This window comes from Pseudomonas sp. MPC6 (assembly GCF_006094435.1).
Taxonomy (GTDB): domain Bacteria; phylum Pseudomonadota; class Gammaproteobacteria; order Pseudomonadales; family Pseudomonadaceae; genus Aquipseudomonas.
The window spans coordinates 4,342,161-4,368,287 of sequence record NZ_CP034783.1 but is presented as its reverse complement, the minus strand read 5'-3'; the positions used below and the strand labels follow the sequence as shown (position 1 = coordinate 4,368,287).

Annotated in this window: 24 protein-coding genes and 1 pseudogene; 17 read left to right on the top strand and 8 right to left on the bottom strand. The window is 57.5% G+C overall.

The features are described 5' to 3' along the window. Positions 1 to 52 precede the first annotated feature (52 nt). Positions 53 to 772, top strand: a complete 720-nt coding sequence (locus ELQ88_RS22215; RefSeq protein WP_224790958.1) for an amino acid ABC transporter ATP-binding protein — start codon at positions 53 to 55, stop codon at positions 770 to 772. A gap of 90 nt (positions 773 to 862) precedes the next feature. Here ELQ88_RS22215 and ELQ88_RS22210 read toward each other — a convergent pair. Both ELQ88_RS22210 and ELQ88_RS22205 read right to left on the bottom strand, forming a co-directional pair. After that, a pseudogene (locus ELQ88_RS22210) lies at positions 863 to 1,568 on the bottom strand (MFS transporter); the annotation flags it as partial. A 228-nt stretch (positions 1,569 to 1,796) separates the two neighbouring features. Continuing rightward, positions 1,797 to 2,570, bottom strand: coding sequence for a ParA family protein (locus ELQ88_RS22205; protein ID WP_128873152.1), 774 nt, complete (start codon positions 2,568 to 2,570; stop codon positions 1,797 to 1,799). Between the two features lie 580 nt (positions 2,571 to 3,150). Between ELQ88_RS22205 and ELQ88_RS22200 the strand changes: the two genes are divergently transcribed. Further along, positions 3,151 to 3,513, top strand: coding sequence for a histone-like nucleoid-structuring protein, MvaT/MvaU family (locus tag ELQ88_RS22200; protein WP_128873154.1), 363 nt, complete (start codon positions 3,151 to 3,153; stop codon positions 3,511 to 3,513). A gap of 109 nt (positions 3,514 to 3,622) precedes the next feature. Here the strand turns inward: ELQ88_RS22200 and ELQ88_RS22195 are convergent, their stop codons facing one another. The 5 genes from ELQ88_RS22195 to ELQ88_RS22175 form a co-directional block, all read right to left on the bottom strand. After that, positions 3,623 to 4,087, bottom strand: a complete 465-nt coding sequence (locus ELQ88_RS22195) for a hypothetical protein (protein ID WP_128873156.1) — start codon at positions 4,085 to 4,087, stop codon at positions 3,623 to 3,625. 165 nt (positions 4,088 to 4,252) lie between these two features. Further along, complete coding sequence (locus ELQ88_RS22190; protein ID WP_138969560.1) at positions 4,253 to 4,924, bottom strand: class I SAM-dependent methyltransferase; 672 nt, start codon at positions 4,922 to 4,924, stop codon at positions 4,253 to 4,255. Between the two features lie 126 nt (positions 4,925 to 5,050). Beyond that, positions 5,051 to 6,034, bottom strand: coding sequence for a helix-turn-helix domain-containing protein (locus ELQ88_RS22185; protein ID WP_128873158.1), 984 nt, complete (start codon positions 6,032 to 6,034; stop codon positions 5,051 to 5,053). A gap of 93 nt (positions 6,035 to 6,127) precedes the next feature. Next, the gene (locus ELQ88_RS22180) at positions 6,128 to 8,218 is read right to left on the bottom strand and encodes a hydantoinase/oxoprolinase family protein (protein ID WP_138967760.1); all 2,091 of its coding nucleotides are present in this window, start codon (positions 8,216 to 8,218) and stop codon (positions 6,128 to 6,130) included. A gap of 39 nt (positions 8,219 to 8,257) precedes the next feature. Next, entirely contained in the window at positions 8,258 to 10,003 is a 1,746-nt protein-coding gene (locus ELQ88_RS22175; protein ID WP_138967758.1) for a hydantoinase B/oxoprolinase family protein, read from the bottom strand. Between the two features lie 448 nt (positions 10,004 to 10,451). Between ELQ88_RS22175 and ELQ88_RS22170 the strand changes: the two genes are divergently transcribed. The 7 genes from ELQ88_RS22170 to ELQ88_RS22145 all read left to right on the top strand — a co-directional run bounded on the left by ELQ88_RS22170 (position 10,452) and on the right by ELQ88_RS22145 (position 18,196). Then, positions 10,452 to 12,500: a hydantoinase/oxoprolinase family protein gene (locus tag ELQ88_RS22170; RefSeq protein WP_128873164.1), complete on the top strand. Its 2,049-nt coding sequence runs from the start codon at positions 10,452 to 10,454 to the stop codon at positions 12,498 to 12,500. Between the two features lie 14 nt (positions 12,501 to 12,514). Continuing rightward, positions 12,515 to 14,197, top strand: coding sequence for a hydantoinase B/oxoprolinase family protein (locus ELQ88_RS22165; RefSeq protein WP_228761549.1), 1,683 nt, complete (start codon positions 12,515 to 12,517; stop codon positions 14,195 to 14,197). Between the two features lie 2 nt (positions 14,198 to 14,199). After that, positions 14,200 to 14,376, top strand: coding sequence for a hypothetical protein (locus ELQ88_RS34170; RefSeq protein ID WP_161599979.1), 177 nt, complete (start codon positions 14,200 to 14,202; stop codon positions 14,374 to 14,376). A 49-nt stretch (positions 14,377 to 14,425) separates the two neighbouring features. Next, entirely contained in the window at positions 14,426 to 14,983 is a 558-nt protein-coding gene (locus ELQ88_RS22160; protein ID WP_128873166.1) for an inositol oxygenase family protein, read from the top strand. A 102-nt stretch (positions 14,984 to 15,085) separates the two neighbouring features. Then, positions 15,086 to 16,423, top strand: a complete 1,338-nt coding sequence (locus ELQ88_RS22155; protein ID WP_228761548.1) for an allantoin permease — start codon at positions 15,086 to 15,088, stop codon at positions 16,421 to 16,423. A gap of 179 nt (positions 16,424 to 16,602) precedes the next feature. Then, a complete protein-coding gene (locus ELQ88_RS22150; protein ID WP_128873168.1) occupies positions 16,603 to 17,313 on the top strand; it encodes a GntR family transcriptional regulator in 711 nt (236 codons plus the stop codon). 115 nt (positions 17,314 to 17,428) lie between these two features. Next, on the top strand, positions 17,429 to 18,196 hold the full coding sequence (locus tag ELQ88_RS22145; protein ID WP_128873169.1) for a class II aldolase/adducin family protein: 768 nt from the start codon (positions 17,429 to 17,431) through the stop codon (positions 18,194 to 18,196). A gap of 137 nt (positions 18,197 to 18,333) precedes the next feature. On the opposite strand, the gene ELQ88_RS22135 is transcribed toward ELQ88_RS22145, so the two are convergent. Next, entirely contained in the window at positions 18,334 to 19,671 is a 1,338-nt protein-coding gene (locus tag ELQ88_RS22135; RefSeq protein ID WP_138967756.1) for an MFS transporter, read from the bottom strand. A gap of 247 nt (positions 19,672 to 19,918) precedes the next feature. On the opposite strand from ELQ88_RS22135, the gene ELQ88_RS22130 reads away from it, so the two are divergent. The 8 genes from ELQ88_RS22130 to ELQ88_RS22095 all read left to right on the top strand — a co-directional run bounded on the left by ELQ88_RS22130 (position 19,919) and on the right by ELQ88_RS22095 (position 26,052). Next, positions 19,919 to 21,631: an FAD-dependent monooxygenase gene (locus ELQ88_RS22130; RefSeq protein WP_138967754.1), complete on the top strand. Its 1,713-nt coding sequence runs from the start codon at positions 19,919 to 19,921 to the stop codon at positions 21,629 to 21,631. Continuing rightward, positions 21,628 to 21,810, top strand: a complete 183-nt coding sequence (locus ELQ88_RS22125; RefSeq protein ID WP_138967752.1) for a DUF2783 domain-containing protein — start codon at positions 21,628 to 21,630, stop codon at positions 21,808 to 21,810. The genes ELQ88_RS22130 and ELQ88_RS22125 overlap by 4 nt, the downstream gene beginning before the upstream one ends. A 41-nt stretch (positions 21,811 to 21,851) precedes the next feature. Beyond that, entirely contained in the window at positions 21,852 to 23,177 is a 1,326-nt protein-coding gene (locus ELQ88_RS22120) for an MFS transporter (RefSeq protein WP_138967750.1), read from the top strand. After that, positions 23,174 to 23,992, top strand: coding sequence for a LuxR C-terminal-related transcriptional regulator (locus ELQ88_RS22115; protein WP_138967748.1), 819 nt, complete (start codon positions 23,174 to 23,176; stop codon positions 23,990 to 23,992). The genes ELQ88_RS22120 and ELQ88_RS22115 overlap by 4 nt, the downstream gene beginning before the upstream one ends. A gap of 200 nt (positions 23,993 to 24,192) precedes the next feature. Beyond that, the gene (locus tag ELQ88_RS22110) at positions 24,193 to 24,672 is read left to right on the top strand and encodes a VOC family protein (RefSeq protein WP_128873179.1); all 480 of its coding nucleotides are present in this window, start codon (positions 24,193 to 24,195) and stop codon (positions 24,670 to 24,672) included. A gap of 82 nt (positions 24,673 to 24,754) precedes the next feature. Then, positions 24,755 to 25,147 (top strand): GFA family protein, encoded by a 393-nt coding sequence (locus tag ELQ88_RS22105; RefSeq protein WP_138967746.1) that lies wholly within the window; start codon positions 24,755 to 24,757, stop codon positions 25,145 to 25,147. Between the two features lie 58 nt (positions 25,148 to 25,205). Continuing rightward, on the top strand, positions 25,206 to 25,421 hold the full coding sequence (locus ELQ88_RS22100; protein WP_128873182.1) for a hypothetical protein: 216 nt from the start codon (positions 25,206 to 25,208) through the stop codon (positions 25,419 to 25,421). Positions 25,422 to 25,746: 325 nt separating this feature from the next. Then, positions 25,747 to 26,052 carry a panthothenate synthetase gene (locus ELQ88_RS22095; RefSeq protein WP_138967744.1) on the top strand — a complete coding sequence of 102 codons (306 nt, stop codon included), beginning with the start codon at positions 25,747 to 25,749 and terminating at the stop codon, positions 26,050 to 26,052. Positions 26,053 to 26,127: the final 75 nt, after the last annotated feature.

The window sequence follows — 26,127 nt, the reverse complement described above, 5'->3', positions numbered from 1 at the left end:
TGTGCAATCGTTCGCGCCTGTTGCCGCCGAGGTTCAGTCTGCCTGTATCAGAATGCGCGGAGTCAGCAAATGGTACGGCAACCTGCAAGTCCTCAAAGACTGCTCGACCCACGTCAGCAAAGGCGAAATTGTCGTGGTGTGCGGGCCGTCGGGTTCAGGCAAATCGACATTGATCAAGACGGTCAACGGCCTGGAGTCTTTCCAGAAAGGCGAGATCCTGGTGAACGGGCAGTCGATCGGCAGTGCGAAAACCGACCTGCCAAGGTTGCGCCAGCAAGTGGGCATGGTGTTTCAGCATTTCGAGCTGTTCCCCCACATGTCAATCATCGAGAACCTGACGTTGCCACAAACCAAGGTGCTCGATCGTCCGGCACAGGACGCCACTGCCAAAGGCCTGGCGTTGCTCGAGCGAGTCGGCCTCAGCGCCCATGCCGACAAGTATCCGGCACAGCTCTCAGGTGGTCAGCAACAGCGGGTGGCCATCGCTCGGGCGCTGTCGATGGATCCGGTGATCATGCTCTTCGACGAGCCCACTTCGGCGCTGGACCCGGAGATGATCAACGAAGTGCTGGACGTGATGGTGGCGCTGGCCAGGGACGGCATGACGATGATGGTGGTCACCCATGAAATGGGCTTTGCACGACGTGTGGCCGACCGGGTGGTGTTCATGGAGGAGGGGATGATCATTGACGATACAACCTCTGAAGCGTTCTTCAACGGGACGTCTTCAGAGCGGGCAAAGCTGTTTCTGTCGAAAATACTGGGGCACTGAGTCCTGCGGTGTATCCAGTGTTCTACAAGGAGTGTTCAACCAGGCGTCAGTCGCGGACAACGACCGGTTCGTTGTCCGCGTGCCGCCACCTTATTCGATTCGCGGATGCTGCTGCACGAGATGCTCGCGTTTAGCTTCCAGCTCGGCGATCTGTGCGTCGATGTCCTCGATCTTCTGTTCGATGTTGTCGTGGTGTTCCTGCAGCAGTTCGTGCGCTTCCTCAATGTCGGAAGCCGCCGGAGCTGCTCCACGCAAGGGTTTGTTCGCCGTTTCTTTCATCGTCACGCCGGTAATCAGCCCCACCACCGCAATCACCATCAGGTAGTAGGCCGGCATGTACAGGTTGTGGGTGCTTTCCACCAGCCAGGCGACGATGGTAGGCGTCAGGCCCGCAATCAATACCGAGATGTTGAAGGCGCTGGCCAGTGCGCTGTAGCGGATGTGGGTGGGGAACATCGCCGGCAGGGTGGACGCCATCACGCCGATGAAGAAGTTGAGCAGCACCGCCAGCATCAGCAATCCCGGAGAAGATCAGGCCGAGCTTGCCGCTGTTGATCAGCACGACCACGCCTGCGCCGAAGACGAAGCCGGCGATCGAGCCGAAGTCCAGCCAGCTGCCGAGGATGCCGCGCTTGCGATCCGGGGCATATTCGGCGACGAAGATCGAGGCGCCGGTGTATTCGCCGCCCACCGAAAACCCTTGAGCCATCTTGGCCAGCAGCAGGAGGATGGGCGCCCAGATGCCGATCGTGGCATAGGACGGTATCAGCCCGATGGCGAAGGTGCTGAGCGCAATCCGATCGGCTTGACGTCTTTCGCAGGCGATTTCATGCGAGCCACTCTGTCAATGATCTGTCTTGCCGCAAACCGCTGAGCCCGGTGCGGCGCAGGCTGGACGGACCTCCCTTGGCCGATGCCACGTTTTAATGGCACGGCTTGTTCAAGATCAGATACTGGAAGATAGGCAAAAATTCACCTCTCGCCGTTATTTTTTGCTCGCGGCAACAACGCCACCGATCACCAACTAAGCGGCTCGCTCCAGTGCATCCAGCAAATCAACGAATTCCATCGAGAGTTTATGACGCGGTGCCAAATGGATAAGGGGTACAGAGGCTTCGTGGGACTCGCGCATTTTAACCGAGCTGCTCAAATAAACCGGTAGCACGGGAAGACCCTCTACCAGCATTTCGTTGACAAGCGTCTGGTGCAGGCCCGTGTGTGCGACAAACTGATTAACCACCACCCCCTCTATTTGCAGCGATTCGTTGTGATCCATGCGCAGCTCTTCTACTTGAGCGATGACACTGTTCACAGCCTGCCGGGAAAAGCTGTCGCAATCATAGGGAATCAACAACCGATCGGCAGCGACCAGGGCGCTGAAGGTGAAAAAATTCAGCGAAGGCGGGGTGTCGATATAGATACGCTCGTAGTCCTCGGAAAGCTCGACCAGCAATCTACGCAGCTTGTTGATCTTGAACTTGCGCTCAAGTTTTGACTGGAGATCTGCAAGATCCGGACTGGCGGTCACCAGATGGAGGTTCTTGTAGGACGTCTCGGTTATGGCTACTCGACATTTTTTGTTGGCAAAGCCCCCCGACAGTGTCTGTCTGAAGAAGTCGGCAATACCCGTGGGAATGTCGTCGTTGAGCAGGCCTGTGAGGTAGTGAGTCGAATTCGCCTGGGGATCGAGATCAACCAGCAGTGTCCGGTAGCCTTGCGCTGCACTCACAGCGGCAAGATTGCAGGCGATGCTGGATTTTCCAACACCACCTTTTTGATTGAAGACAACACGACGCATGAGGGCAGTTCATCCTTGAATGAGGCCTGAATCCAGGTTATGTAAGCGGATGAGTGCAATATATGACTGTTAGGTTTCAGTTTTAAGACAAGTAGTTGAATCAGTTGGAAAATGGCTGGCGCAGGCGTTCTCGCCCCCGAGCGCTACCCGCTACAGCCACCGGAAAAAGGTCTCGACTGGCGGGCTATACAAGACCGACAAACGACAGAATAACCAGGACGATCACAACGGCCCCAACGATGTAGATGATATTGTTCATGACGACCTCTCTATCTCGAGTGGATGTACGACACCAGCGTGTCTAATACAAATGACACCGTGCCTGCCGGTTCCGTTCCGCAAACCGATTCGGCGGCGGGCACCTGAAATCGCGGCCCTATCAAATCGCGGCCCCATCAAAGCAATGTTCCATTGGCGATTTTACGAACCTTCTCGCGTCGCAGACTGTCGATTGATAGACCTCTACTCAAGTGCGAATCTGCAATGGATGCGACTTGATGAGTAAAAGTAAACACGCTGACTTCATGCAAGTCGGCGTTTTTAGTGTAACGTTAGGATAACAGTCACGGAGAGAGTTCCCATGTCCAAACTCGCAGAATTTCGCCAACTTGAAAAACACCTTGCCGAGCAGCTTCAAGCGCTTGAAGCCTTGAAAGGTGACGCTGGCCTGAAGCAGGAAATCGAATTCGAAACCAAGCTGCGCGCACTGCTCGCCAAGTATGGCTACAGCTTGAAAGACATCGTCAATCTGCTTGATCCAAACGCCGGTCGCCGTGCACCCGCTGCCGAGCCTAAAACAGGCAATCGCAAGCCTCGCCAGGTGAAAATCTATAAAAACCCGGAGTCTGGCGAAGTCGTGGAAACGAAGGGCGGCAACCACAAGATATTGAAAGAGTGGAAAGCGAAATACGGTTCCGACACGGTTGAGTCCTGGCTGTCGTAGGAACAAGCTTGCTCGCGATGGACGTTAACGATAACGCGTTTTTTCTGAATATACGCGTCGCCCTTCAGACCATCGCGAGCAAGCTCGCTCCTACACGGGGAAAACAACCTCAGCGCCCACTGGGCAGGGGCGCTCGGGTTTCGATCTGTACAAGGCTTACCCGAAAAGTCGTGTAAGTATCGCCGTCGGCCAGATAGAGGTCACTGTGGTAGGCCTCTACCGCGCCTTTGATCTGCACTTTCAAGCCGTTGGCCATACGGCGAATGACAACATCCTTCAAGTCTGTGTCGGAAATCAGAAACGGACGCTTCTTGCCCAGGCGTACTTTCATCACCTCGTTACTTGAATCGTAATCATCGACATAAAAGTTCAGCGTCTTGGGTTCTGAGGTGTGTCTGGGGTTCTGAACGACGTAAATCCACTGCCCGGGTATGAAGTTCTGCTTCATGACTATTTCCTTCGGATGCTCCGGAGCATTCAGGAGGGCGTAGGACACCACCGCTACAAAGCCCAACAGTAAAGCCCAGGCAAGGTACATTTTCCTTCTGGCCCGAGATGGTTTCGGTTCAGTCATGTGCCACTCTTTCGATCGTGATGGCTTGCACCTGGCAAGTGATGTTCAGCACTCTATTTTGACATTTAATCCCCATGGTTCACACGCAGGTGTGGTTCTACCGATCCATTACGGACATTGCAGCATCGATTTTTTGCTCGCTTTTGCTAGAGCCATCGATAGCGTTCACTCCCGTGGCTCGGCCACCAACAGCAACGACTGCGGCATCGGACTTTGCGGGTGCTGTGGCTCTTGCAGGCCGACCAGGCGAAAACCGGCCATGTCCAGCGCATTGAACCAGCTGGACAAGGTGCGCAGGTACCACGGCATGGGTTGCCACTGACCCTCGAACCCGGCAAAGGCTTCTTCCCGCCAACCGTCCTGATAGTCGCCCGCCGCCGCGGTCCATGGGTGCAGCGTCTGGATCACCAGCGCGCCGCCAGGGGCGAGCAGGGCGTTCATGGCGGCGAGCAGCGGGATGATGTCCTGGTGCAGCAGCGCGAAGTTGGCGCAGATCAGGTCGTAGCCGCTGCCGATGTCCGCTTTGCCCTCCGCCAACGCTTCATAACTCGCCAGGTGCACCGGCGAAGAGCCCGCCGCTCGCGCCGCCTCGACCAGCGTCGCATCGCCATCGACACCGACTGCGGTGATGCCTCGTTCAGCCAGCGTCCGCAACAGCCAGCCCTCGCCGCAGCCCAGGTCGAGCACGCGCTCCGGCTGGCGACCCAGCACCGCCAACAGAATGGCCTGGTCGGTGACCTTCAGGCGGCTTTCGATGGTGCCGGTACGGACGGCTTCGATCCAGAGCCGGGCGTTGTGGTGCCAGCTTTGGAGGAGGGTGGATTCGGGGGCGGGCATTTTGCTGTCCGGCATGGAGTTATTCACCTGGTAAAGCGCTGTTTGAAACGATAGCGGCTGCGGGGGCCAGATACCGTTATGCCGATGGAATCTTCGGCGCTGCCGTCGAGCAGGAAAAGCCCCGCCTCATACACAAAGCTGCGACGCGCCCGGTGAGCGAGTCGTGCCGGTACGCACCTCTCTGGCGGTGCAGCCGAAGTGTTGACGGAAACTTCGAGTAAATTGAGCCTGATCACTGAAGCCCCAGCGCATGGCCAACTCGCCGATCGAGAGATGGCAGTTGGGGTCGTGCAGGCCTCGATTGACCGCCTCCAGACGCCTCAGGCGAATCCATTCCCCGACGCTGTAGGGCGTACTGTTGAACAGTTTGTGCAGATAGCGCACTGACAGACCGCAGGCGTCGGCGATCATCGGCGGCGCCAGGTCGGGATTGCCCAGATGTCTTTCGACGTATTGCTCGATGCGTTGCAAGTGCAAGGCGGTCAGGTTGGAGCTTTCGCTGCTGAGCACCCGCTCATCATCGCGCAGCGCCATCAATAACGTTGAAAGCGCTTGCTCCAGCAGCATGTGGCGGGCCGCCTCGTTACATTCATCGAAACGAGCGGCGCACATGGCCAATTGGTCGACAAAGATCCGACCGAGCGCGCGCTTGGCATCGAAGCACAAGCGTGTGTAGCGCTCGGCACCGCGCAGTTGGCCATGGAGCGCGCGCTCCGGGAGCTTGAACACCCACAAATCGTTGTCGCTGGCATAGTGGAAGCGGTAGGGGGCATCGCCACGTTCGAAGATGAATCCTCCGGGCTGGCAATGCAGTTCCCGGCCGTCCTGCTCGAAATGCACTTCGCTGCGACGCGGCACGGTGACGAGGTAGCAGGCGTCGTGATCTTCACTGACCTGGGCCTTGCTGCGCGAATAGCCAAGCTGACTGGAGCGCAAGCGTGACAGCGTCAGCGGGGTTGTGGCGGTTTCCCAGATTTGCAGGCTGCCGCTGAAGGTGGCGTTGGGCGCGAACTCCAGCGAAAGTGGGAAATAAGCACAGGCGATCGCGTCCGCCCACAGTGGCTGGCGTTGACTGTCGGACCAGGAGCGGGTGGAAAGTTTGGTCGCCATGGCTGCCCTCGTATGATTTTGTTCTGAGGACGGTGCCGAGGAACAAACCGTCGGCACCGTGGGTTGCCATCATTTGCCAATGCTTACGGACGGTCAATCACCAGGTGTCAGTCGGTAGGTGGCCGAGGGGGCAAGCGTTGCCAGCCAGCCAGGTGGCACGACGATGTTGGTCGTGGCCTCTTCGATCACGCAAGGGCCGTGTACCGTTTGCCCGGATTGCAGCCGATCTCCGTTGTACACTGGCGTTTCCTGCCAGGACGATTGCGCGCTGAACAGCATCGACCGGTAACCGCTCGCGGCAGGTGTGACCTCTTCGGCAGGTGGTGGCAGTTCCGGCATGGGCGGGCGTTGCAGGCGTGAGATCACGGAGCACTCGAGGTTCACCAGTTCTGCCGGACTCTCAGGCTCGCTGTAGGAAAACAGGGCTTTGTGGCGCGTATGGAATGCCTCGCGCAGGGTGAGCAGGCCGGCATGATCCAGTTGATCGCAGGCCAACTCAACGCTGCATTCGTGGATCTGGCCGAGGTAGCGGATCTCCAGGTTGTACAGGCACTCAACGTTGTCCCCGGCGTCGAATCCATCGTCGCGCAGATTGTTCATGCCGCGTTCGCGCAGGTCACGCAAGGTCTGGTTGAGCAGGGGCAAGTTGACCAGGTCGTCGTCAAGGCGCATCGCAAGCGTGGTCAGCTGGTCATAGCGGATGTCTGAAAGAATCTGCCCATACGCGCACAGTCCGGAAGCGACTTTCGGGATGAGCACCACCCGGCTACCGATCTCCTCGGCCAGACGCATGACATGCATGCCCGCAGCCCCGCCCGCGCCGATCAGGGCGAAGTCCCGCGGATCGTAACCACGCTCGACCGACACCCTTCGAATGCCACTGACCATGTTCAGGTTCACCAAGGTGATGATGCCAATGGCCGCGCGTTCAACGCTGATGCCTAAAGGCTCGGCAATCTTGCGCTGGATGGCCTCGATCGCGGCCTTGCGATCGAGCCGGATGCTACCGCCCAGCAGCGCGCCGTCGGCCAGGTAGCCGAGCACCAGATTGGCGTCGGTGACGGTTGGCTCGGTGCCACCCTTGCCGTAGCACACCGGTCCAGGGTTGGCACCGGCACTGCGCGGGCCGACCTGGAGCATGCCGAAGTCGTCGAGAAAGGCAATCGAGCCGCCGCCGGCACCCAAGGTTTCCACTTGAATCATCGGCACACCGATGCGGTATCGCAGGAAATCAGTGTCCTTGCTGAAGTTGGTGCGCCCTGACTTGCTCAAGGTGATGTCGAACGAGGTGCCGCCCATGTCCACGGTGATCACGTTGTCGATGCCGAACGGCTGTGCAACGCATAAGCCGGCTTGCGGCGCGGACGCCGGGCCCGAGTTGATCGCGTTGACCGCACGTTCACGCATCACCATGCCGGGCGCCAGGCCACCGTTGGATTGGAAGTAGCGAGTCGGTTGCTGCGCGCCGAGCTCTTCGAACAAGGCGTCGATCCGTTCGATGTAGCGGCCCATGACCGGGCTCAGGTAGGCGTTGACCACGGTAGTCGACGTGCGGGTGTATTCACGGATTTGCGGGAACACTTCATTGCCGGTGCAGACGAATACGCCCGGCAAGGCTGCTCGCACCATCTCGGCCGCGCGTTGTTCGTGGCTCGGGTTGCGCACAGACCAGACGAACGAAATGGCCACGGCTTTGACGTCCTGCTCGCGAAAATAGTCGATCGCTTGAACAATCGCCTGTTCATCGAGCGCAGCGTATTCGCTGCCGTCGCTGATGATCCGGCCGCGAATGGGCCGACGCAGATGCCGCGGCACCAACATATAGGCCGGCGGATAACTGGCATCGTAGCGGTGTCCGTCTTCCTTGTGTCCCAGGCGAATTTCCAGGCTGTCTTCGTGCCCGTCGGTACACAGCAGACCCACCTTCACCCCGGTTTTTTCAATCAGGGCGTTGAGGGCCACGGTGGTGCCGTTGATGCACAGGTCGCAGTCGCCAATGATTTCAGCGGGCGTGCGACCGATGGCGTCGGCGATCTGGGCCAGGCCGTTACGGATGGCGAGGGTGCCATCCTGGGGGGTTGACGGTGCCTTGAACAGCTGCACGTTGCCACTGCGATCAGCCAGGATGAAATCGGTGAAGGTGCCGCCGGCGTCGATGCCCAGACGATATTGTTGTTTGGTCATGATGAGGGTTTCCAGATTGCTCAGAGGGGCCGGGTTCGATTAATGGGTGGCACGGCAGGCGTGGGTCGCGGCTTCGTCGACCAGGCCATTGCTTTCGATCACCACGCCATACTCCAGGCGCGCGCCTTCACGGGACACCAGGCCGTTACGCACGTCGTTCAATACACTGGCGATCGGACGCCGCAGGGGATTACCGTAGCCACCGCCCCCGGGGTTGATGTTGATCACCCGTTCGCCAGGCTGAGCAGTGAGTTGCGCGTTGTAGATAAACTGCTGTTCTTCGCCGTCGACCTTGCGGTGAATCAGCCGGCCCAACTTGGGTTCGAGCATGATGTTGTGGGCACCCGCGGCACCCGATGTCGGCAGTTGCCGACCCTCACCGAAGCCGACCACGGTCATCGGGTGATTCAGTGGTTCGATCTCGATGCGGGTCCCCGAACCGCCACGAAACTCACCCGCGCCGCCGCTATCGGTCATCAGGCTGTAGCGGTGAATCAGGATGGGGTAGGCGTGCTCCAGCAACTCGATATCGCCGGACATCAGTGCGCCGAAACAACACAACGGACCGCATGCCGGCCAGCCGTCCATGGCCTTGTTGGCGCCGGCGCCGGAGATGATCGAGGCAAGGACCATGGTCACGTACTCGTCGTTGCCATTGCGCGGATCATGGCCTGCAATGTTGATTCCGCTGGCGTGGCCCCAGGAGGCGGTGACGCGTTCCGGCGCGGCTTGCTCCAGTGCCTGACGCACCGCGTCGGCCAGGGTTTCCATCGGTGTGGTGGTGCTGTTGACGTGCGGCGCGGGTTCCTGCGCATTGCACAAGGTGCCCGGTGGGCCGAGGTCGACGGATACGCAGCGGTACAAGCCTTCGTTGTACGGCGGCGGCACCTGGGCAAACATCATCAGCCCCAGGTAGACCCCGGACACCGAGTTGCCGGCGTAAGAGTTGATGAAGTAAGGAACTTGCGGTGGGCTCTGGATCAGGATGTGAGCCTCGTCGCCACGGATTTCCACCTGCGCCGTGATCGACAATTCGCCCAGCCCGTGGCCCGAGTCCTCAAGCACTGCGGTGCCCGTGTAGCACCCATCCGGGACGTCGCGCAGCAAGGCACGCATGTGACGGTCGGCCATGTCTTTCAATTCGGCGATGCACGCGCGCACCTGTTCCACGCCATAGCGATCGAGCAGTTCGAGCAAGTGCCGTTCACCGACATTGCACGCGCCGTATTGGGCGTTGAGATCGCCTTCCTGATAGGCGCGGGCGCGCATGTTGGTCAGCAGCAGGTTGATCACGTCTTCACGGCGCTTGCCTTGTGACCAGAGCTTCACTGGCGGGATGCGCAAACCCTCGGCGTAGATTTCCCTGGCATCCGGGTTGTAGCCGGCGGGCACCGGGCCGCCGATGTCGGTCAGGTGGCCTTTGCACACCGCCCAGAACACCAGCTCGCCTTTGTAGAACACGGGTTTGTACATGCAGCAGTCGAGAATATGGCTGCCCATGTAGGCGGGGTCGTTGTGGTAAATCACATCGCCTTCCTGGACGTCATCGCCGAAGAAACCGGCGACGCATTTCATCGCCGGAATCAGCGAGCCGAGATGAATCGGGATGTCCTGACCTTGCAGGATCATTTCCGGAAGGTGGTCGAAGAGGGCATTGGAGTAGTCGTGAGCCAGGTTGAAAACGCTCGAACGACCGGTTTTCTCCAGGGTGATGGTCATTTCGCGCTGCGCGGTTTCGAGTGCGCCTCGCACGACGGCCAGGGTGATCGGATCTACTGTGCTCATGGGTCACCAGAAATCTTGTTGTTATCAGGTGGAGGTCAGGACGAACGTCTAACCCACGGCACAAAATTACGCGCTCGAACCCGTGTCTGGCTTGGCGCCGAGTGCACTGGTTGTTGATCCCCAGTGCACGGGTTACTGCGCATTGTTCCTGGCGCTTGCGATGACAGGGCTAGAACCGGTTGACAGCCATTTTCCTCAAGGGCAAACTGTCCACAGTCTTCAGTCCACAGATTGAATCATGCTTCTCCTGCAAGGACAGCCGACCGAAAGCGGCACAAGCACCCGCTGTGCGAGGTACGAATGTAGAAAAAAAAGAATAAGAGAAATGCACTTACCGTGATAATTCATTTATTCGCGTCCATCGCGATGCACACGGTAACCACCGCATAAAAAGTATTTAAGAACTGCCCCCGAAAAACTTTAGATTTATAATAAAGCGGAGCGCCTTATGCGTGAGGACAATATTGTAGGTGTCGACATTGGCGGTACTTTTACCGACTTCGTGTCATACGACGCCACAACTGGCAAGATTGAAAACTGGAAAAATCTAACGACTCCAGCCAATCCTATCGATGGTGTTTTGGAAGGGCTATCCAACATCGAGTCGATGGCAACCGTTAACAAGATTCGTCTGGGCACCACGATTGCGACGAACGCACTGTTAACGCGAAAAGGCGCGAAGGTTGCCTACGTCACCACTAACGGCTTTAAAGATGTGCCGTTTATCCAGCGTGGTGACCGCCGCAGCCACTACGACATCACTTGGATCAAGACCAAGGCATTCGTTAGTCGAGCCGATTGCTATGAAGTTGCCGAACGTATCAGCGCCCTGGGTGAGGTAGTACTTCCTCTGGATGAGCTCTCGGTGCGCAAGGTCGCGCAGGCCATTCGCAACGATGGCACCATCGAAGCTATCGCCGTCTGCACCCTGTTCTCTTACGTCAATCCAAAGCATGAGGACCGCATTGCGCAGATTCTGGCTGAAGAGCTGCCTGATATCCCTATTTCGTCTTCGTTTCACGTACTTCCGAAGTGGAAGGAATACGACCGCGCATCCACGACTATCGCTGATGCTTTTCTCAAGCCGATCGTTCAGGAAAGCTTCGCACGTATAAAGACTTGCCTCGATGATCTGGGTATCGGCGATAAAGTCGGCGTCATCAAGTCCAATGGCGGCGAATCCAGCATCTGGGGCGCAGCGGCTACTCCCGTACAGATGGCGTTGTCCGGACCAACGGGTGCCGTAGTCGCCACCCGTACTGTCGCTGAACTCACCGGGATCAAAAACCTGGTCGTGTTCGACATGGGTGGCACGTCGACCGACTGTGCAACCGTGGTCAACGGCCAGGAAAACATCACCACCGACTTTGAAATCGAGTGGGGGATTCCGATTCAGGTGCCGATGATCGACGTTCATACCATTGGTGCTGGTGGCGGCTCCCTGGCATGGATTGATAAAGGTGGCCTGTTGCGAATGGGCCCGCAGTCTGCGACCTCCGTTCCTGGTCCTGCCTGCTATGGTCGTGGCGGCCTTGAAGCAACCGTGACCGATGCGAACGTGGTGTTGGGTCGCATCAACCCTGATTTTTTCCTCGGCGGACGCATGAAGCTCGATGCCAGCGCCGCCCATCGTGCGGTTGCGCGGATTGCCGACAAGCTCAATATGGCCGTTGATGAAGCGGCCATGGCGATGCTCCAGATCGCCAATAACAACATGCTGGGTGCGCTGCGCACGGTGCTGTTGCAACGCGGTCTGGACCCTCGCGACTTCACCCTGTTGTCATCCGGTGGCGCAGGGCCGGTTCACATCTGCGACCTGCTGGAAATCAGCGGCATCCCTCAAGGCCTGGTGCCTAACTATCCCGGCCAGTTCTCGGCATTCGGGTTCATCATGACCAATGCTCGTGTCGACAAGCAGCGAACTATCCAACAGGTCTCCACGCGGTTCGACGCGATCGCTGTCGATGAAGCGATGACCCATCTGGTGAGCAGTGCGGTCAGTGAGCTCACCGAACAGGGTTACGTTGACAACATCCATGTGCAACGCTCCATCGAAGCGCGTTACCTCGGTCAGAATCATGGACTGGAACTGCCGGTGGACGAGGCATCGATCGATACCGAGTCTGCAGCCCGGTTGTGGCAGAAATTCCATGAGATTCACCAGGCCCGGTTTGGCTTCTCCACGCCTGGCGAAACCATTGAGCTGGTGACCATCAAAGCGGTGGCAATCGCATCTTGCGAGAAACCGCACATTGCGACACTGGCGCTTGCCGAAAAGCCCGCCAAAGCCAATTCCAGTCGCAAGGTTCGCTATGAGGGCGGTTGGATCGATACGCCGGTGTATGAGCGCGAAACGTTGCTCCAGAACCATGTGATCACAGGACCGGCGATCATCGAAGAAAGTGCCTCGGTCACGATCCTGCGACCCGATCAGCAAATTCGCGTAAACGAATACGGCTACATGCTCGTAACTGCAAAATCCGCGGAGGGCAAGTAATGGATATGGTAGCGATGAGTATTCTCGACTCGACGATGGTATCGATCTGTCGAGAAATGGGAATTACCCTGCAGAAGACCTCCTACTCCACGATCTTCAACGAAGCGCTGGACTTCACCTGCGGTCTGGCCGACAAGCAGGGCAATCTGATTGCGGTCGCCGATTTTTGCCCCGCCATGATTGGTGGGATACCGCTTTTGGTGAAGTCGTGCTTGAAGGAAATCGACGTGGTGTCCCTCAAAGAAGGCGACATCATCCTCCACAACGACCCCTACCGTGGCGGCCTCCACACGCCTGAACACACCTTCTTCAAGCCAATCTTCTTCCATGGCGAGCTGCAAGGCTGGGCAATCGCTATTGGTCATATCGCTGAAGTCGGTGGCATGGCGCCGGGCGGTTTCCCTGGCGAGGCCACGGAAATCTTCCATGAAGGTGTGCGTGTTCCTCCGGTGAAGATCAAATCCGCCGGCGTCGATAACAACGATATCTGGAAGCTGTTGCTGGCCAACGTTCGTACACCCCGGACCAACTATGGCGATCTACGCGCCTTGATTGCAGCTGTAGATCTGGGCGAACGCCAGATGCGCGATGTGCTTGAGAAATACGGCGTCAGTGATGTCCAGCAGATCATTGGCGACCTGCTCGATTACGCAGAACGTCGCATGAAAGCCGAAATCGACGCCATTCCCGACGGTATTTACTCCTTCGAAGATTCTGTGGAGAGTGATGGTGTAACCCCGAACAAGACCTACCGCATCGCTGTGGAAGTTCACGTTCGTGGCGATCAAATCATCATCGACTACACAGGTTCTTCGCCACAGGCGCGTGGTCCGATCAATGCAACACTAGGGGTATCGACGTCAGCTGCCTATAACGCAGTCCTGCATATGACGGACCCATCGATACCGCGCAATAGTGGATGTTTCCGTCCGATCAAAGTGCTTTCGCCTCCCGGCACTATCGTGAACGTGGATTTCCCGGCGCCTTCGGTCGGGGGTAACACGGAGACACATCCACGCATCACCGGCGCAATTCTGGGCGCCATGGCAACCGCGGTTCCCAATCGAGTCATGGCTGCCGAAGGCGCAACCCATTGCAACTTCGTATTCGGCGGTGTGGATGCAGCCAGCGGCGAATACTTCGCCTGTTATGACCTGGAAACCGTGGGCTGGGGCGGGCGCGCTTTCGCAGATGGGAACGACGCTGTCGACTCGATCAACGGCAACTGTCGTACCACGCCTGTCGAAGTCTTCGAGACCCGGTTCCCATGGCGTGTCGAGTGTCTCGCTCTGGATGCGGACTCCGGCGGTGCAGGCGAATTCCGAGGGGGGTTGGGTTACACCAAACAAATGCTTTGCCTGAATGAAACCATCACTGTTTCGCAAATGACCGACCGTCATTTCACCAAGCCCTGGGGCTTGGACGGCGGTCTGGAAGGTGGCTGTGGTGCCACCCTTGTCCAGAAAAATGGTTCACACAAGTGGGAAACGATGTGCGAAGCGTACGGGAAGATTTCCACGAGCCGTTATTCGAACGTCGACATCCATGAAGGGGATCGGGTCAAGTTGATCACCCCGGGTGGTGGCGGCTTCGGCAGTCCGAAAAAACGAGCGCCGGAGTCCGTCGAACGCGATCTGCGCGATGGCTATATCTCACTCGAATCTGCAAGGTCGAATTACGGATACACGGGGAACTGAAGATGAAATTCTCAGAAAACGGTCTCTACATCGAACGTTACGTGAAATGCGCTAACTGCGGCGTCCTGATCTACGAACAGGATGCGCCGACGAAGGTTAAAGTCGACGGCAAGGAATTCTGTTCCGACTGGTGTGTTAAATGGAGCGCTGAGCGTCAGCAGCGGCGCGCTTCGAAGTAAAAATATTCGGCGGGGCTGTTACAGCCCCGTCCGATGGATAGGAAAAAAGATGGAAAAGGCTAACTTCAAAAGTATTGACCAGATGAAACCCGAAGATTGGAAGCTGATTTCCTCTTTCGAAACCGACGAACATAAACATATGCCTGAGCTGGTGATCAAACACCTGCAACTCCTGGGGCAGGGTGAGCAGCCCTACCAGATTGACCGACTGCAGCATTCGCTGCAGACGGCCACTCGGGCGAAGCGTGACGGCGCCGATGATGAAATGGTTCTGGCTGCGCTAGTCCATGATATTGGTGACACACTCGCACTGTACAACCATGCCGAATTGGCGGGTGCGCTGATTAAGCCTTATGTGTCAGAAAAAACCCATTGGATTGTACTTAATCACGACGTCTTCCAAGGGTTTTATTACTGGGAGAACCTGGGGTGGGACAAAAATACTCGCGAGAAATTTCGTGGGCATCCTTGGTTTGATGAGTGCGACAAATTCTGTCGTGAATGGGATTGTCCTTCGTTCGACCCGGAGTACGATACCTTGAGTCTTGAAAGCTTTACCCCCTTGATCGAAACGATATTCTCTCGAAAACCGTACTCGCACAAATAATAATAAATATACGCTTGAGCATTCCTGAAGAAACATTTAAGTAGTCGTTCTGCCCAAAAAACGTGTTTTAAACACCTCCTTCTATCACTGGAGTAATAAAAAATGGCGGGCCCAATTAAAAGTAACGGCGGCGCAGGGCAACCTGTGGCCGTGGTGCGACTTGACGAGCGTATTAATAAAGTATCGCTGTCCATGGCGTGGTGGGCAGTGTGCAGTGCAATGTTCTACATTATTGTAGGCGGCGCACTTGCTTTGGAATACGGAACGTTCAATGCGATTACGGGAATGCTCCTTTCGGTCATTTCCTATGGCGTCATCACCTCCCTGATGGCCCGTCACGCCATTAAAACAGGTCATTCGGTGACCTCCTTCTCAGTAGAGCTTTTCGGCTCAAAAGGGGCCGTGCTCGCTGCGATCATCCTCGGGGCTACCGCCATTTATTACGCTGTATTCGAAGGGTCTGTCATCGCGCTTGCGATCAACCATCTCTTCCCCTCGATCAATCACACAGTCGCCGCTCTGATCGTCGTGGCCTATAGCGTCCCGTTGGTATTGGGGAAAATCCAGGTCTGGCTCGACAAGCTCAATGGTGTGTTGCTACCGGTCTACGTCATAGGCCTTGTCGCAGCCGTGTGTATCTCCATATCCGAATATGGCTACTCAACCAATTGGATGACCTTTGGACCCGCCGAACCATCCCCTTACGGCTGGTGGAACTGCTTTGTGTACTACATGGGCATCTGGGTCCTCATGCTCTTCGCCTATGAGTATGCGAAGTTTGGCAAGCCTTCCGACGAGGCGTTTCACAGTAAATGGAATTTCGGCTTTTTATTTTACTTTGTGACGATAGTCATCAATGGGGCGTGTGGTATCTATCTGGTCAGCTCTGTGCCAAGCATCGAGAAGATCAGTGAAATTTCTGTAGTGCTGGCCATCCTGAGTTTGCTTGGGTTCTGGGGACTGGTCTTTGTATGGGCAACACAGACCCGAATCAACTCAGCTAACTACTTTGTCGCTACCAGCAATCTGAAAACAATAGGGCAGTTCTTTGGCATTGGCTGGAAATGGGGCTGGTGGGCTGTCGTTGTAGGTGTATTGGTGTTTGTCCTCATGCTCGCCGATGTCTTCAAGTATCTGTTGGAAGCGCTCGCGTACCAAGGGATTATCGTTGTCGCCTGGGTGGGTGTCGCCCTGTCGAGAATCATTGAGGTTCGCAGGTTGGCGGATGGCGGTATCTCGGATGTTCCGTGCAAAACGGTAAACTATTGCGGGTTGACTGCGTGGTTGGTTGCCTCCGTCGTGGGCATAATCCTTATGAACTGTACAGGCCTGTTGGCAACATTTTCAGCGCCCGCGACAGCCATTGTTGCCTACGCGGTAATGCGTCTACTATCAAAGCGCCAAGGGGTAACTAGCCCAAGTATCAGCAAAGTAAATTGATTGTTGTTGCGTAGGCTTCTTACTATTTAAGGGGCCTACGTGACACCGACTACTTGAATTGACAGGGGGGGGATAAAAAGGCAAGCTAACTGTCCACAGTCGACAGTGCGCAATCTGTAACGCGATTCAGTTCGACCACGATCGTTATCTACATCGAAGACATAGCGGATCAACTTCAGATGAATCAGTTTCCATCCTCAGTTTCAAACGTCCCTACGAGCGAGCCAGGATCGTTCCCGGCACCGGTTGTCGACAGTAAAAGCTTGTCGGAGCAGGTGACCGAGTATCTGTACAAGCTGCTGGTCAGCGGCCAGCTGAAAGGGGGGCAGCGTGTTAATGAGGCTGAGTTGGCGCGGACGTTGAAGATCAGCCGTAACCCGATCCGGGAGGCGATCCGCAAGCTGGAAGAGCGCGGCTTGCTTATCTCCAGCCCACGGCGAGGCACTTTTGTCCGTTCGTTTTCGGAGTCGGACATCCAGGATATTTTCTCATTCCGGCTGGCTTTGGAGGAGTTTGCGGTTCGTCAGGCATTTCCCTACCTCACCGACGAGGATATCGAGGGTTTGGCTGCAATCGTCGGCCAGATGGAATCAGCGGCAAAAACAGGGCGTGAAATGGACCTTGTCGAACGCGACATCGCGTTCCACCAGCGAATTTGCGAGTTGTCGAGAAACACACAGACCATTCGGGCTTTTTCAAATATCTATGCAGAAATCCAGATTTCGATCAGCCTGGTTGAACATCGATTTGCAAGTCTGGAAGATGCGGCAGCGGATCATTGGCCTATTGTCGAGGCGTTTCGCACCAAGGATGAGCAAGCCATCATTGAATCGCTACGGTTTCATATAGGCGATTCCTGGAAAAGAATCAAGGAAGCTTACAACTTCTAATTTGTCGGCAGCAACACCTTGGCAATCTCTAGTGATAGTGCAGGGATTTTTTTGTCTTGAGTTTGGTTTCTTTTATTTTTGTTGCGCATTCTGTTTGTTTGCTTAGGTGGAACTTATGTTTAATGTTGCAAGTCCCCATGCTTTCATATCCAACGCTGAATGGAGTGTCCGATGCGAACTGGCAGCCCTTTATCGATTGCTCGCTCATTTTCGAATGACGGACCTGATCGACACCCATATTTCGGTGCGCGCGCCAGGCAATGAAGGACTGTTTCTCATCAATCGCTATGGTGTCCTGTTCCACGAGATGAAAGCATCTGACCTGGTCAGGATTGATATCGGCGGCGATATCGTAGATCAGCTGCATGCTGCAGGAGCGGTCAACAAGGCTGGTTTTAACATCCACTCAGCCATTCACGGCGCTCGCCATGATGCTGTTTGCATCGTGCATACCCATACCTCGGCGGGCATGGCAGTAGCCGCTCAAGAGGAAGGTCTGCTGCCGATTACACAGCATGCATTAAAGTTCTATGGCTGCCTCAGTTATCATGATTATGAAGGCATCGCGCTCAACCCTGCTGAATGCCCGAGACTTGTCACTGATCTGGGTTCAAACATGGCAATGATTCTCAGAAACCATGGGTTGTTGGCTGTAGGAGGCTCTATTGCCGAGGCCTTCAATCAGATCTATTTTCTCGAGCGAGCTTGTCAAGCTCAGGTGGCTGCCTTGACTGGCGGGCAACGTTTGCGCGTCCCCGCCAAAGAGGTATGTGAACTCACTGCCAGGCAGTCAGCCGATGAAATTCGCGATAATCTTCATCTCCTGGCCTGGGAAGCCGCGCTGCGTCTGATCGACGATCAAAAGTCTGAGTACTGTTCCTGATTACCTTTCTACATCGCCAAGGCGATACCCATCGAGGAAGCCGCTCGCCGGTATTTACCGGCGATGCAGGGAGTCGTGCGAAAGATTCAGGCACAGTTGGGGTAGTTTTTGCCAGCCATGCGGGCTGGCACTGATGCTCAATGCGCGGCGAGTGGCTGACTTTCCATGGCATCGGGTTGGGTGCGAATGATCATGAGCCCTGCCGCCGCAATCACCAATGGCACGATCAGCGCCGAGTAATAGCCCGCAGGACCACCATGTTCGAGAAACCAGCCACCGCTGGCCGATCCGATAATGGCGCCCACCCGACCCAGCGCAATCGCCCAGCCGGTTGCCGTGGCACGCAAGGCAGTCGGATAGGCCTGGGCAACCATGTAGTTCAACACGATTTGCTGACCGCCAATGCCCAAGCCCGCGCAGCCGGCGAGGATGAATACCAGCGTCCAGTTGTTGCCACTGTTGGCCAGTCCAATGCACAGGACAATGCCGAAGAGAAACAGGACCAGCAACAACAGCCGGGTGTTGATCTTGGGCAGGATGATCGAGAGTGGAATGGCACACACGACAAACACCGCGTTGACCGCAACCGTCCCCATGGGTGCCTGTTCCGTTGGTAATCCGGTGGCTTTGAGAACGGTGGGCAGCCAGGAGAGAAACATGAACCAGGCAACCCAGTTAAAGAGATAGACCGTCCATATGCCAAAGGTATTACGCGCCAGGCCACCACTGAACAAGGAGGTCACTCTGGTTTTTACGTCCATCTCCGGGACACTGTAAGTATTGTCGGGAGACACTGGGCGTTTGGTGATTCTGGCGACGATTCGCTCAATCTTTTGACGACCGATCACTGCTCGGTGCCTGGCCAGGAAATGCAACGACTCCGGCAGTGCGAACATCAATATCACCACCAGCGCCAGCGGCACGATACCACCGACGGCAAAGATGCCTTGCCAACCGATCGAGGGCAACATCCTGGCGGCCAACAATCCTCCAAGAATGGCCCCAGCGGGCAAGCCCAGTAACACCGTGGTCATGATCGTGCCACGATGCCTGGCGCTGCCGTACTCGGCCGCCAGCGACAGGACAACGGGTGTTGCGCCGCCCATGCCCAGCCCGGCGATAAATCGCAGCACCAGGATCTGCTCGGTCGTCTGGGCGAATGCGGTCGCCAGGGACGCCACGCCAAACAAGGCTACCGAGCCGATAATCGTCGGTCGTCGACCAAATTTATCGCCCAGCAAGCCCAATGCCATTGCCCCGAGCACCATGCCGACAATGCCTGCTGTCAGGATCGGCGCCAACGCTCCGGCTCCCAGTCCGAAGGCCTGGATGATCGAGGGGCCGGTGAAGGCAATCGCCTGGGTATCGAATCCATCCAGGATGGCCACCAGAAAACACAGGACAAAGACTCGCCACTGAAAAGCGCTGAGTCGAGTGCTGTCGATCAACTCGGGAATGGAATAGCGAGTGCTCATGGCGACTCCTCTCAAAGGGCATTATTGTTGTTTTTTTCGCGCAGGCAGAGCCTGCCGAGTTACAGGCTAAGTGTGGGGCTCGCCAGGGTCTAATATCGTTTGGGTGCCGCACGATACCTGAGAGGTATGGCTGGCGGGCGCCAGCAACATGTCCCTTCCAGGGGACATCCCCCTGCGCGCCTGGATTTAGAGTGGCCCGAGACAAAACCTGTCCCCGAAAAAACAATAAACCGGGAGCCACCGGACCATGCATCAGCCTCAAGTCGTACCCCATCAATCCCTGTATTTTCCCTATCAGGTTTATCCTGCTTTCGTGCCGTCTCAAGGCATCCTCAATCGCTCGCCCGTGGTGATTGTGGGCGCCGGCCCCATTGGCCTGACGCTGGCGCTCGAACTGGCACGCTACGGTGTCCGAACGACCGTACTGGCGGCTGAGCAGCAAGTCTGTGAAGGCAGTCGCGCGATTGTCTTCACTCGCCGTTCCATGGAGATTTTCCAGCAAGTGGGGGTGTCGGAAGCGGTGACCGGGCAGGGGCTGCCCTGGCGTTTCGGCAACTCCTACTACCGCGGCCAGCGGGTTTTCCGTATGGAGGCACCGGTCGATCCGCACGATCGTTTTGCGCCGATGACCAACTTGCAACAGCAGTACCTCGAGCAACATCTGGTGGAGGCCGCCCAGGCACAGCCGCTGATCGAAGTGCGTTGGGGCAATAAAGTCATCGATATCGAGCAAGGCGTCGACCATGCGGTGTTGCAAGTCGATACCCCGGGCGATACCTATAGCCTGGAGACCGATTGGGTGGTGGCCGCTGATGGCGCCCGATCCGGACTGCGCTCGTTGCTGGGGCTCAAGCTTGAAGGGGCGTCCTATGAAGGGCGGTTCGTGATTGCCGACATCCGCATCAAGCTCGATCTGCCGACTGAACGCCTGGCATTTTTCGATCCCTCCTGGAATCCCGGCAACACCGTGTTGATGCACCGCGAGCCCGGCGATATCTGGCGCATCGATTACCAGTTGCCCGTGGACGAAACGCCCGAGCAGGCGCTGCACCCCGACTCGTTGCGTGAGCGTATCGATGCGCAATTGGCGATGCTCGGCGTCGAGAACCCGGTTTGGGAGCTGGATTGGAGTTCGGTGTATTCAGCCCGGGCGCTGACCCTGGCGCAGTACATCAATGACCGCGTGATTTTTGCCGGAGACGCGGCGCACCTGTTACCGATTTTCGGCGTGCGCGGTGCCAATACCGGGTTCCAGGATTGCCACGACCTGGGCTGGAAACTGGCCCTGCACATCAAAGGCCTGGCCGGTGCCGGGCTGCTGGCTTCCTACAGTGACGAGCGAGTCAAGGCTGCTCGGGAAATCATTGAGGAGGCAGGCAAGAGCACGCGGTTCATGGCGCCTCCCACTCGCGGCTATCGACTGTTACGTGATGCGGTGCTGTCGCTGTCATTGACTCGGGAGTTCGTGCGCCCGTTGTATCACTGGCGGACCTCAAGGGCTCACGACTACGCCGATTCGCAACTTAACGCGGTGGCCGACGATAACCTGCTGTTCACCGGGGGGCCGCGCAACGGTGCGCCGTTGCTCAATGTTCGCCTGGCCGAGCAGCGCTATTTGTTCGACGAGCTGGCGCCTGCCTTCCATCTGATTTGCTTCACTGACTCGGCGGTACTTGATGCCGACGTCGATGCCCAGGTCCAGGCGCTGCGCCGTCAGGGGCTGCCGATACAAGTGATCGCGATCGCCATGAACGGCGTCAGTCAGGTGCAACGCGCCGACCTGACGCTGCCAGATACCGACGGTCTGTTCAGCACGCGTTATGGCGTGCAGCACGCAGGCGCCGCGTACCTGGCACGCCCGGACCAGCATGTCTGCGCCCGCTGGCTGCATCTGGATGGCGAGCGTTTGCGCCATGGATTAAACCAGGCCCTTGGCCACAACGGGAGTCACCAAGCATGAGCCAGTCGATGAATGTGGCAGACCTGGAGCGCGTCTACGATCGGCTCGCCGAGGCGATCGACCGTACGGGTAACGACAGCGAGTTGTTCCTGGTCAAATTGGCGCTGCTGGCGGCCGAGGCACTGAACGATGCCGAGCGTTTCGACGCGCTGGTCGAGTGCTCCGTGCAGGACCTGTAACACCTGGTTTCAGCCAATAATTACAAAAACAGGATCACCCTATGCCATCCCGTCCTGCTGTGACCCCTGGCGAGGAGGCCGGCGCTCATCCGCCGGTCATCGCCAAAGTCTCGAAACGCCTGCTGTGGTTTCTGTTCATCTGTTTCGTTTTTTCATTTCTGGACCGTATCAATATCGGGTTTGCCGGGCTGACGATGATGGACGACCTGGGGTTGAGCAGTACCCAGTTCGGCATGGCAACCACGATTTTCTACCTGGCCTACATTGCGTGCGGCATCCCCAGCAACATGGTCCTGGCGAAACTTGGCGCCCGGCGCTGGATCGGCAGCCTGATGATTGCCTGGGGCGTGGCGTCGACCGCCACCCTGTTTGCCCATGACGCAGCCAGCCTGTATTGGTTGCGTGCGTTGGTAGGCATCACCGAGGCAGGGTTTCTGCCTGGTGTACTGCTGTACATGACGTTCTGGTTTCCGGCGGCGTACCGGGCCCGGGCCAATGCGCTGTTCATGATCGCCATGCCGTTTACCGCGGGCTTTGGTTCGGTCTTGTCCGGCGCCATTTTGGGCCTGGATGGCCATTGGGGACTCGCAGGCTGGCAATGGCTGTTTCTTCTCGAAGGATTGCCCAGCGTCGTACTCGGCCTGGCGGTGTACGGTTATCTGGACGATAAGCCGCGCCAGGCACGCTGGCTGAGCGCCGATGAGAAACTGCAGCTGGCCGAGTTGCTGGAGCAGGACCGCCAGGCACCTTCCCCCCACGCTCACTGGGGACGCGAGTTGCTGTCGCCAGCGGTGCTGCTGTTCTGTCTGGTGTACTTTTGCCTGGTCAACACCCTGGCGATGATCGCGGTCTGGACGCCGTTGATCGTCAAGAGTTTCAGCGCTGGACAGAGCAATACGCTGATCGGATTGTTGTCGGCCATTCCTCAGGTATGCACCATTGTGGGCATGCTCCTCTGGGGTCGACATTCGGACCTGACCCAGGAACGGCGCTGGCACCTCGCGCTGCCGATGCTGATGGCCGCTGCGGGCTGGTGCTGCACGGCCCTGTCGAGCGAGCCGATCGTGCAACTGGCCGGGGTCTGCATGGCGGCGACGGGTTCCTACACGGCCATGTCGATTTTCTGGACCCTGCCGGATCGCTCATTGAGTTTTCAAGCCCGGGCAGTGGGTATCGCGGTGATCAACGCCGTGGGTAATCTGGGGTCGGCCCTCAACCCCCTGGTGGTCGGCTGGCTCAAAGACCTGACCCATACCTATACGGCCGGTTGTCTGTACGCGGCGCTGCTGTTACTGGTAGCTGCCATACTGGTGCGGGCACTGCCCCACGAACGCCAATCTTCAACGCGCGAATTGATCCCTGAATGAACCACTGGCCGCTCACCACCGTTTACCACCAGGTCCCGTTGACGACGGGACAAATCGCCCATCTGTTGGCTCGGGTGGGCGAGGACTGCCGGACCTGGCTGGCGGCTGAGTTACTGACGTTGGTGCGCGGGGTAATGCCGCTGGCGCAATGCACTGTGTTCGCTTATCCCGAGGGCCAGGAGCCGCAGGTGTTGTCGTGCTCCGACCAGGCCAGACTGGTGCAGATATCGCGTATTTCCCGGGATTATGTCGAGCGTTTTCACAGCCTGGATGGCAACCGCCAGGCGATGCTCGGTCACAAGGCGAAATACGGAGGTGCACGAATCCTGGCGCAGCTGCAGTCGGTCGAAGACATCACCCATCGTGACTATCGTCGAGTCTGCTATGAGCAGCCGCAAATCTCCCAACGCATGGCCTTGCTCAATCATCAGGAGGAGGGCGGGGGCTGGCTGTCGATCAATTTCTATCGAGGGCGCGAGCACGGCAACTTCAATCAGCGCGAAATCGAATTTATCGAGTCGGTTGCGCCGTTACTGATTCAAGTTACGCGCTTGCACTATCGTGCCTATATCGAAGCCAATCAGATGCCGTCTTTGCTGAGTCAACGGGTTGAGCAACTTTATCCTGAACTGACTCGTCGGGACCGTGAACTGCTCAGGCATTTGCTCAGTGGCCTGGGGGCGGAAGACATCGCGCCCCTGATGGGCATCCAGCACTCAAGCGCCGCTACCTACATCAAGCGGCTTTATCGAAAAACCGGCGTCAGCGGGCATCGAGAATTGCTGGGGCTGGTCGTGCGAGGTCGTTGGTCCTGAGCACGGGTTGATCGCGCTGGCGATTAATTTCGACACCCCGCCAACACCACTCGACAGGTATCCGGCGTGCCACCAGACCGTCGGCATAACGTATGCGATTGAGGCCAGATCTCCAGGACCGTCCACGGGTGCCTGCAAAGCTGTGCTCGTTGCCTGGGCTGCTAGACTGCCTATCTCACTCCCGATTCTGGAGAACCAGGATGCTCAGCAAGAATACGATTTGTCTCTGGTACGACGGCACCGCACTGGACGCTGCGACGTTCTATGCGAAGACGTTTCCCGACAGCGCCGTGGGCGCCGTCCATCGCGCGCCTGGCGACTATCCGGCGGGCAAGCAGGGCGATGTGTTGACGGTCGATTTCACGGTGATGGGCATCCCTTGTGTCGGACTCAACGGGGGCTCGGCGTTCAAGCACAACGAGGCGTTTTCGTTCCAGGTGGCGACCGATGACCAGGCCGAAACGGACCGCTTGTGGAACGCGATCGTCGGTAACGGCGGCCAGGAAAGTGCCTGCGGCTGGTGCAAGGACAAGTGGGGACTGTCATGGCAGATCTCGCCACGGGTGCTGACGAGCGCGGTGACCAACCCCGATCAAGCAGTGGCCAAGCGCGCATTCGACGCCATGATGCAGATGCGCAAGATCGACATCGCTGCGATCGAAGCGGCTGTAAAAGGCTGATCAGCGTTTGCCTGGGCCGCGGGCAGCCTTGTTCATGGGCCGGCGGGGTGGGTTGATCGCCTGATTCCAGAGGAGACGCAGCATGGACCGATTCACCGGCGGTTGCCTGTGCGGCAACGTCCGGATCGAGGCGACAGGGCGCCCCTACCGGGTCGGCCTTTGTCACTGTCTCGATTGCCGCAAGCACCATGGGGCGCTTTTTCACGCTTCGGCGATCTTCCCGCAGGACGCGGTGACGATCGAGGGCGAAACACGTGACTATGCCGGGCGGTATTTTTGCCCCCGCTGCGGCTCATCGGTGTTCGCCCGCACCGGCGACGAAATCGAAGTGAACCTGGGATCCCTGGATGCCCCTGACCAACTGAGGCCCACTTACGAAAGCTGGACCGTGCGTCGCGAGTCCTGGTTGCCGCCGTTTGCGCTCACCAGGCACTACGAGCGCGATCGTGACGCCACGGGGCGTTCCGAGGAGTAACATTGCCGAAACATTCGCCCCCTATGATTCGCGTCTATCAAAACCAGGGAGGCAACAGATGAATCGGCCATCAAGGAGCATGCGCAAACTGCTCGACTCCGTCGCCAGCAACAATGAGAACGCCGCGCTGGATATCATGCGCGCAGCCGAGCAACTCAAAGACGAACTGTTGCGCCAGCGGTTGCTCAACCTGATTCACCAGCTCAATCAGGACGCCTGCGACTTGCGCTTGGCTCGAGACGATATCCCGGGCGGCACCATCAAGTTTGCGTAATCAGCCTCGCGCTTTTCTGTAGGAGCGAGCTTGCTCGCGATGGTCTCGAGGACGACGCGTTTATCCAGAATTAACGCGGTATCGTTGACGTCCATCGCGAGCAAGCTCGCTCCTACAGGGCAACTCCATTTGGCAATCCCCCGGCGCTGATCCCGTTTTCCCTCGCGCCGTCTTCCCCGACCCTGCCTGATGACCGCCCGTAACCCTGCACGAGGGTTGGCTCGTGCTTGGCTATTCTTGACGACAGGTACCGCGACGCTGGCGGCATGAGCGCCAGAAGCCGCGATCTGGCGATAGGGTTGCACGTTGAACAGAGGATCGAATGATGAAGATGTTACTTATGGTCGAGTGCCCTAATGAACCCTTCAACACCCTTGTCAAAGCCGGGGAGGTGGGCAAGGTTATCGAGCGTATTCTGCAAAGCATCAAGCCGGAGGCGGCGTACTTTACCGAGCAGGATGGCATGCGCGGCGGGATCTTTCTGGTCGACGTGCAAGACCCTTCCGATATCCCGGCTTTAGCGGAACCCTTTTTTCTCAACTTCAACGCCAGCTGCAAGTTCCGTATTGTGATGAGTCCGCAGGATCTGCAAAAGTCCGGTCTGGAACGGCTCGGGAAAACGTGGGCGTGAGCAGGGCCAAACGGACGCGGTACTTGAGCCCGGTGGGCCTGGCAGGCTACCAGGCGATGGCTGAGAACGACGTCA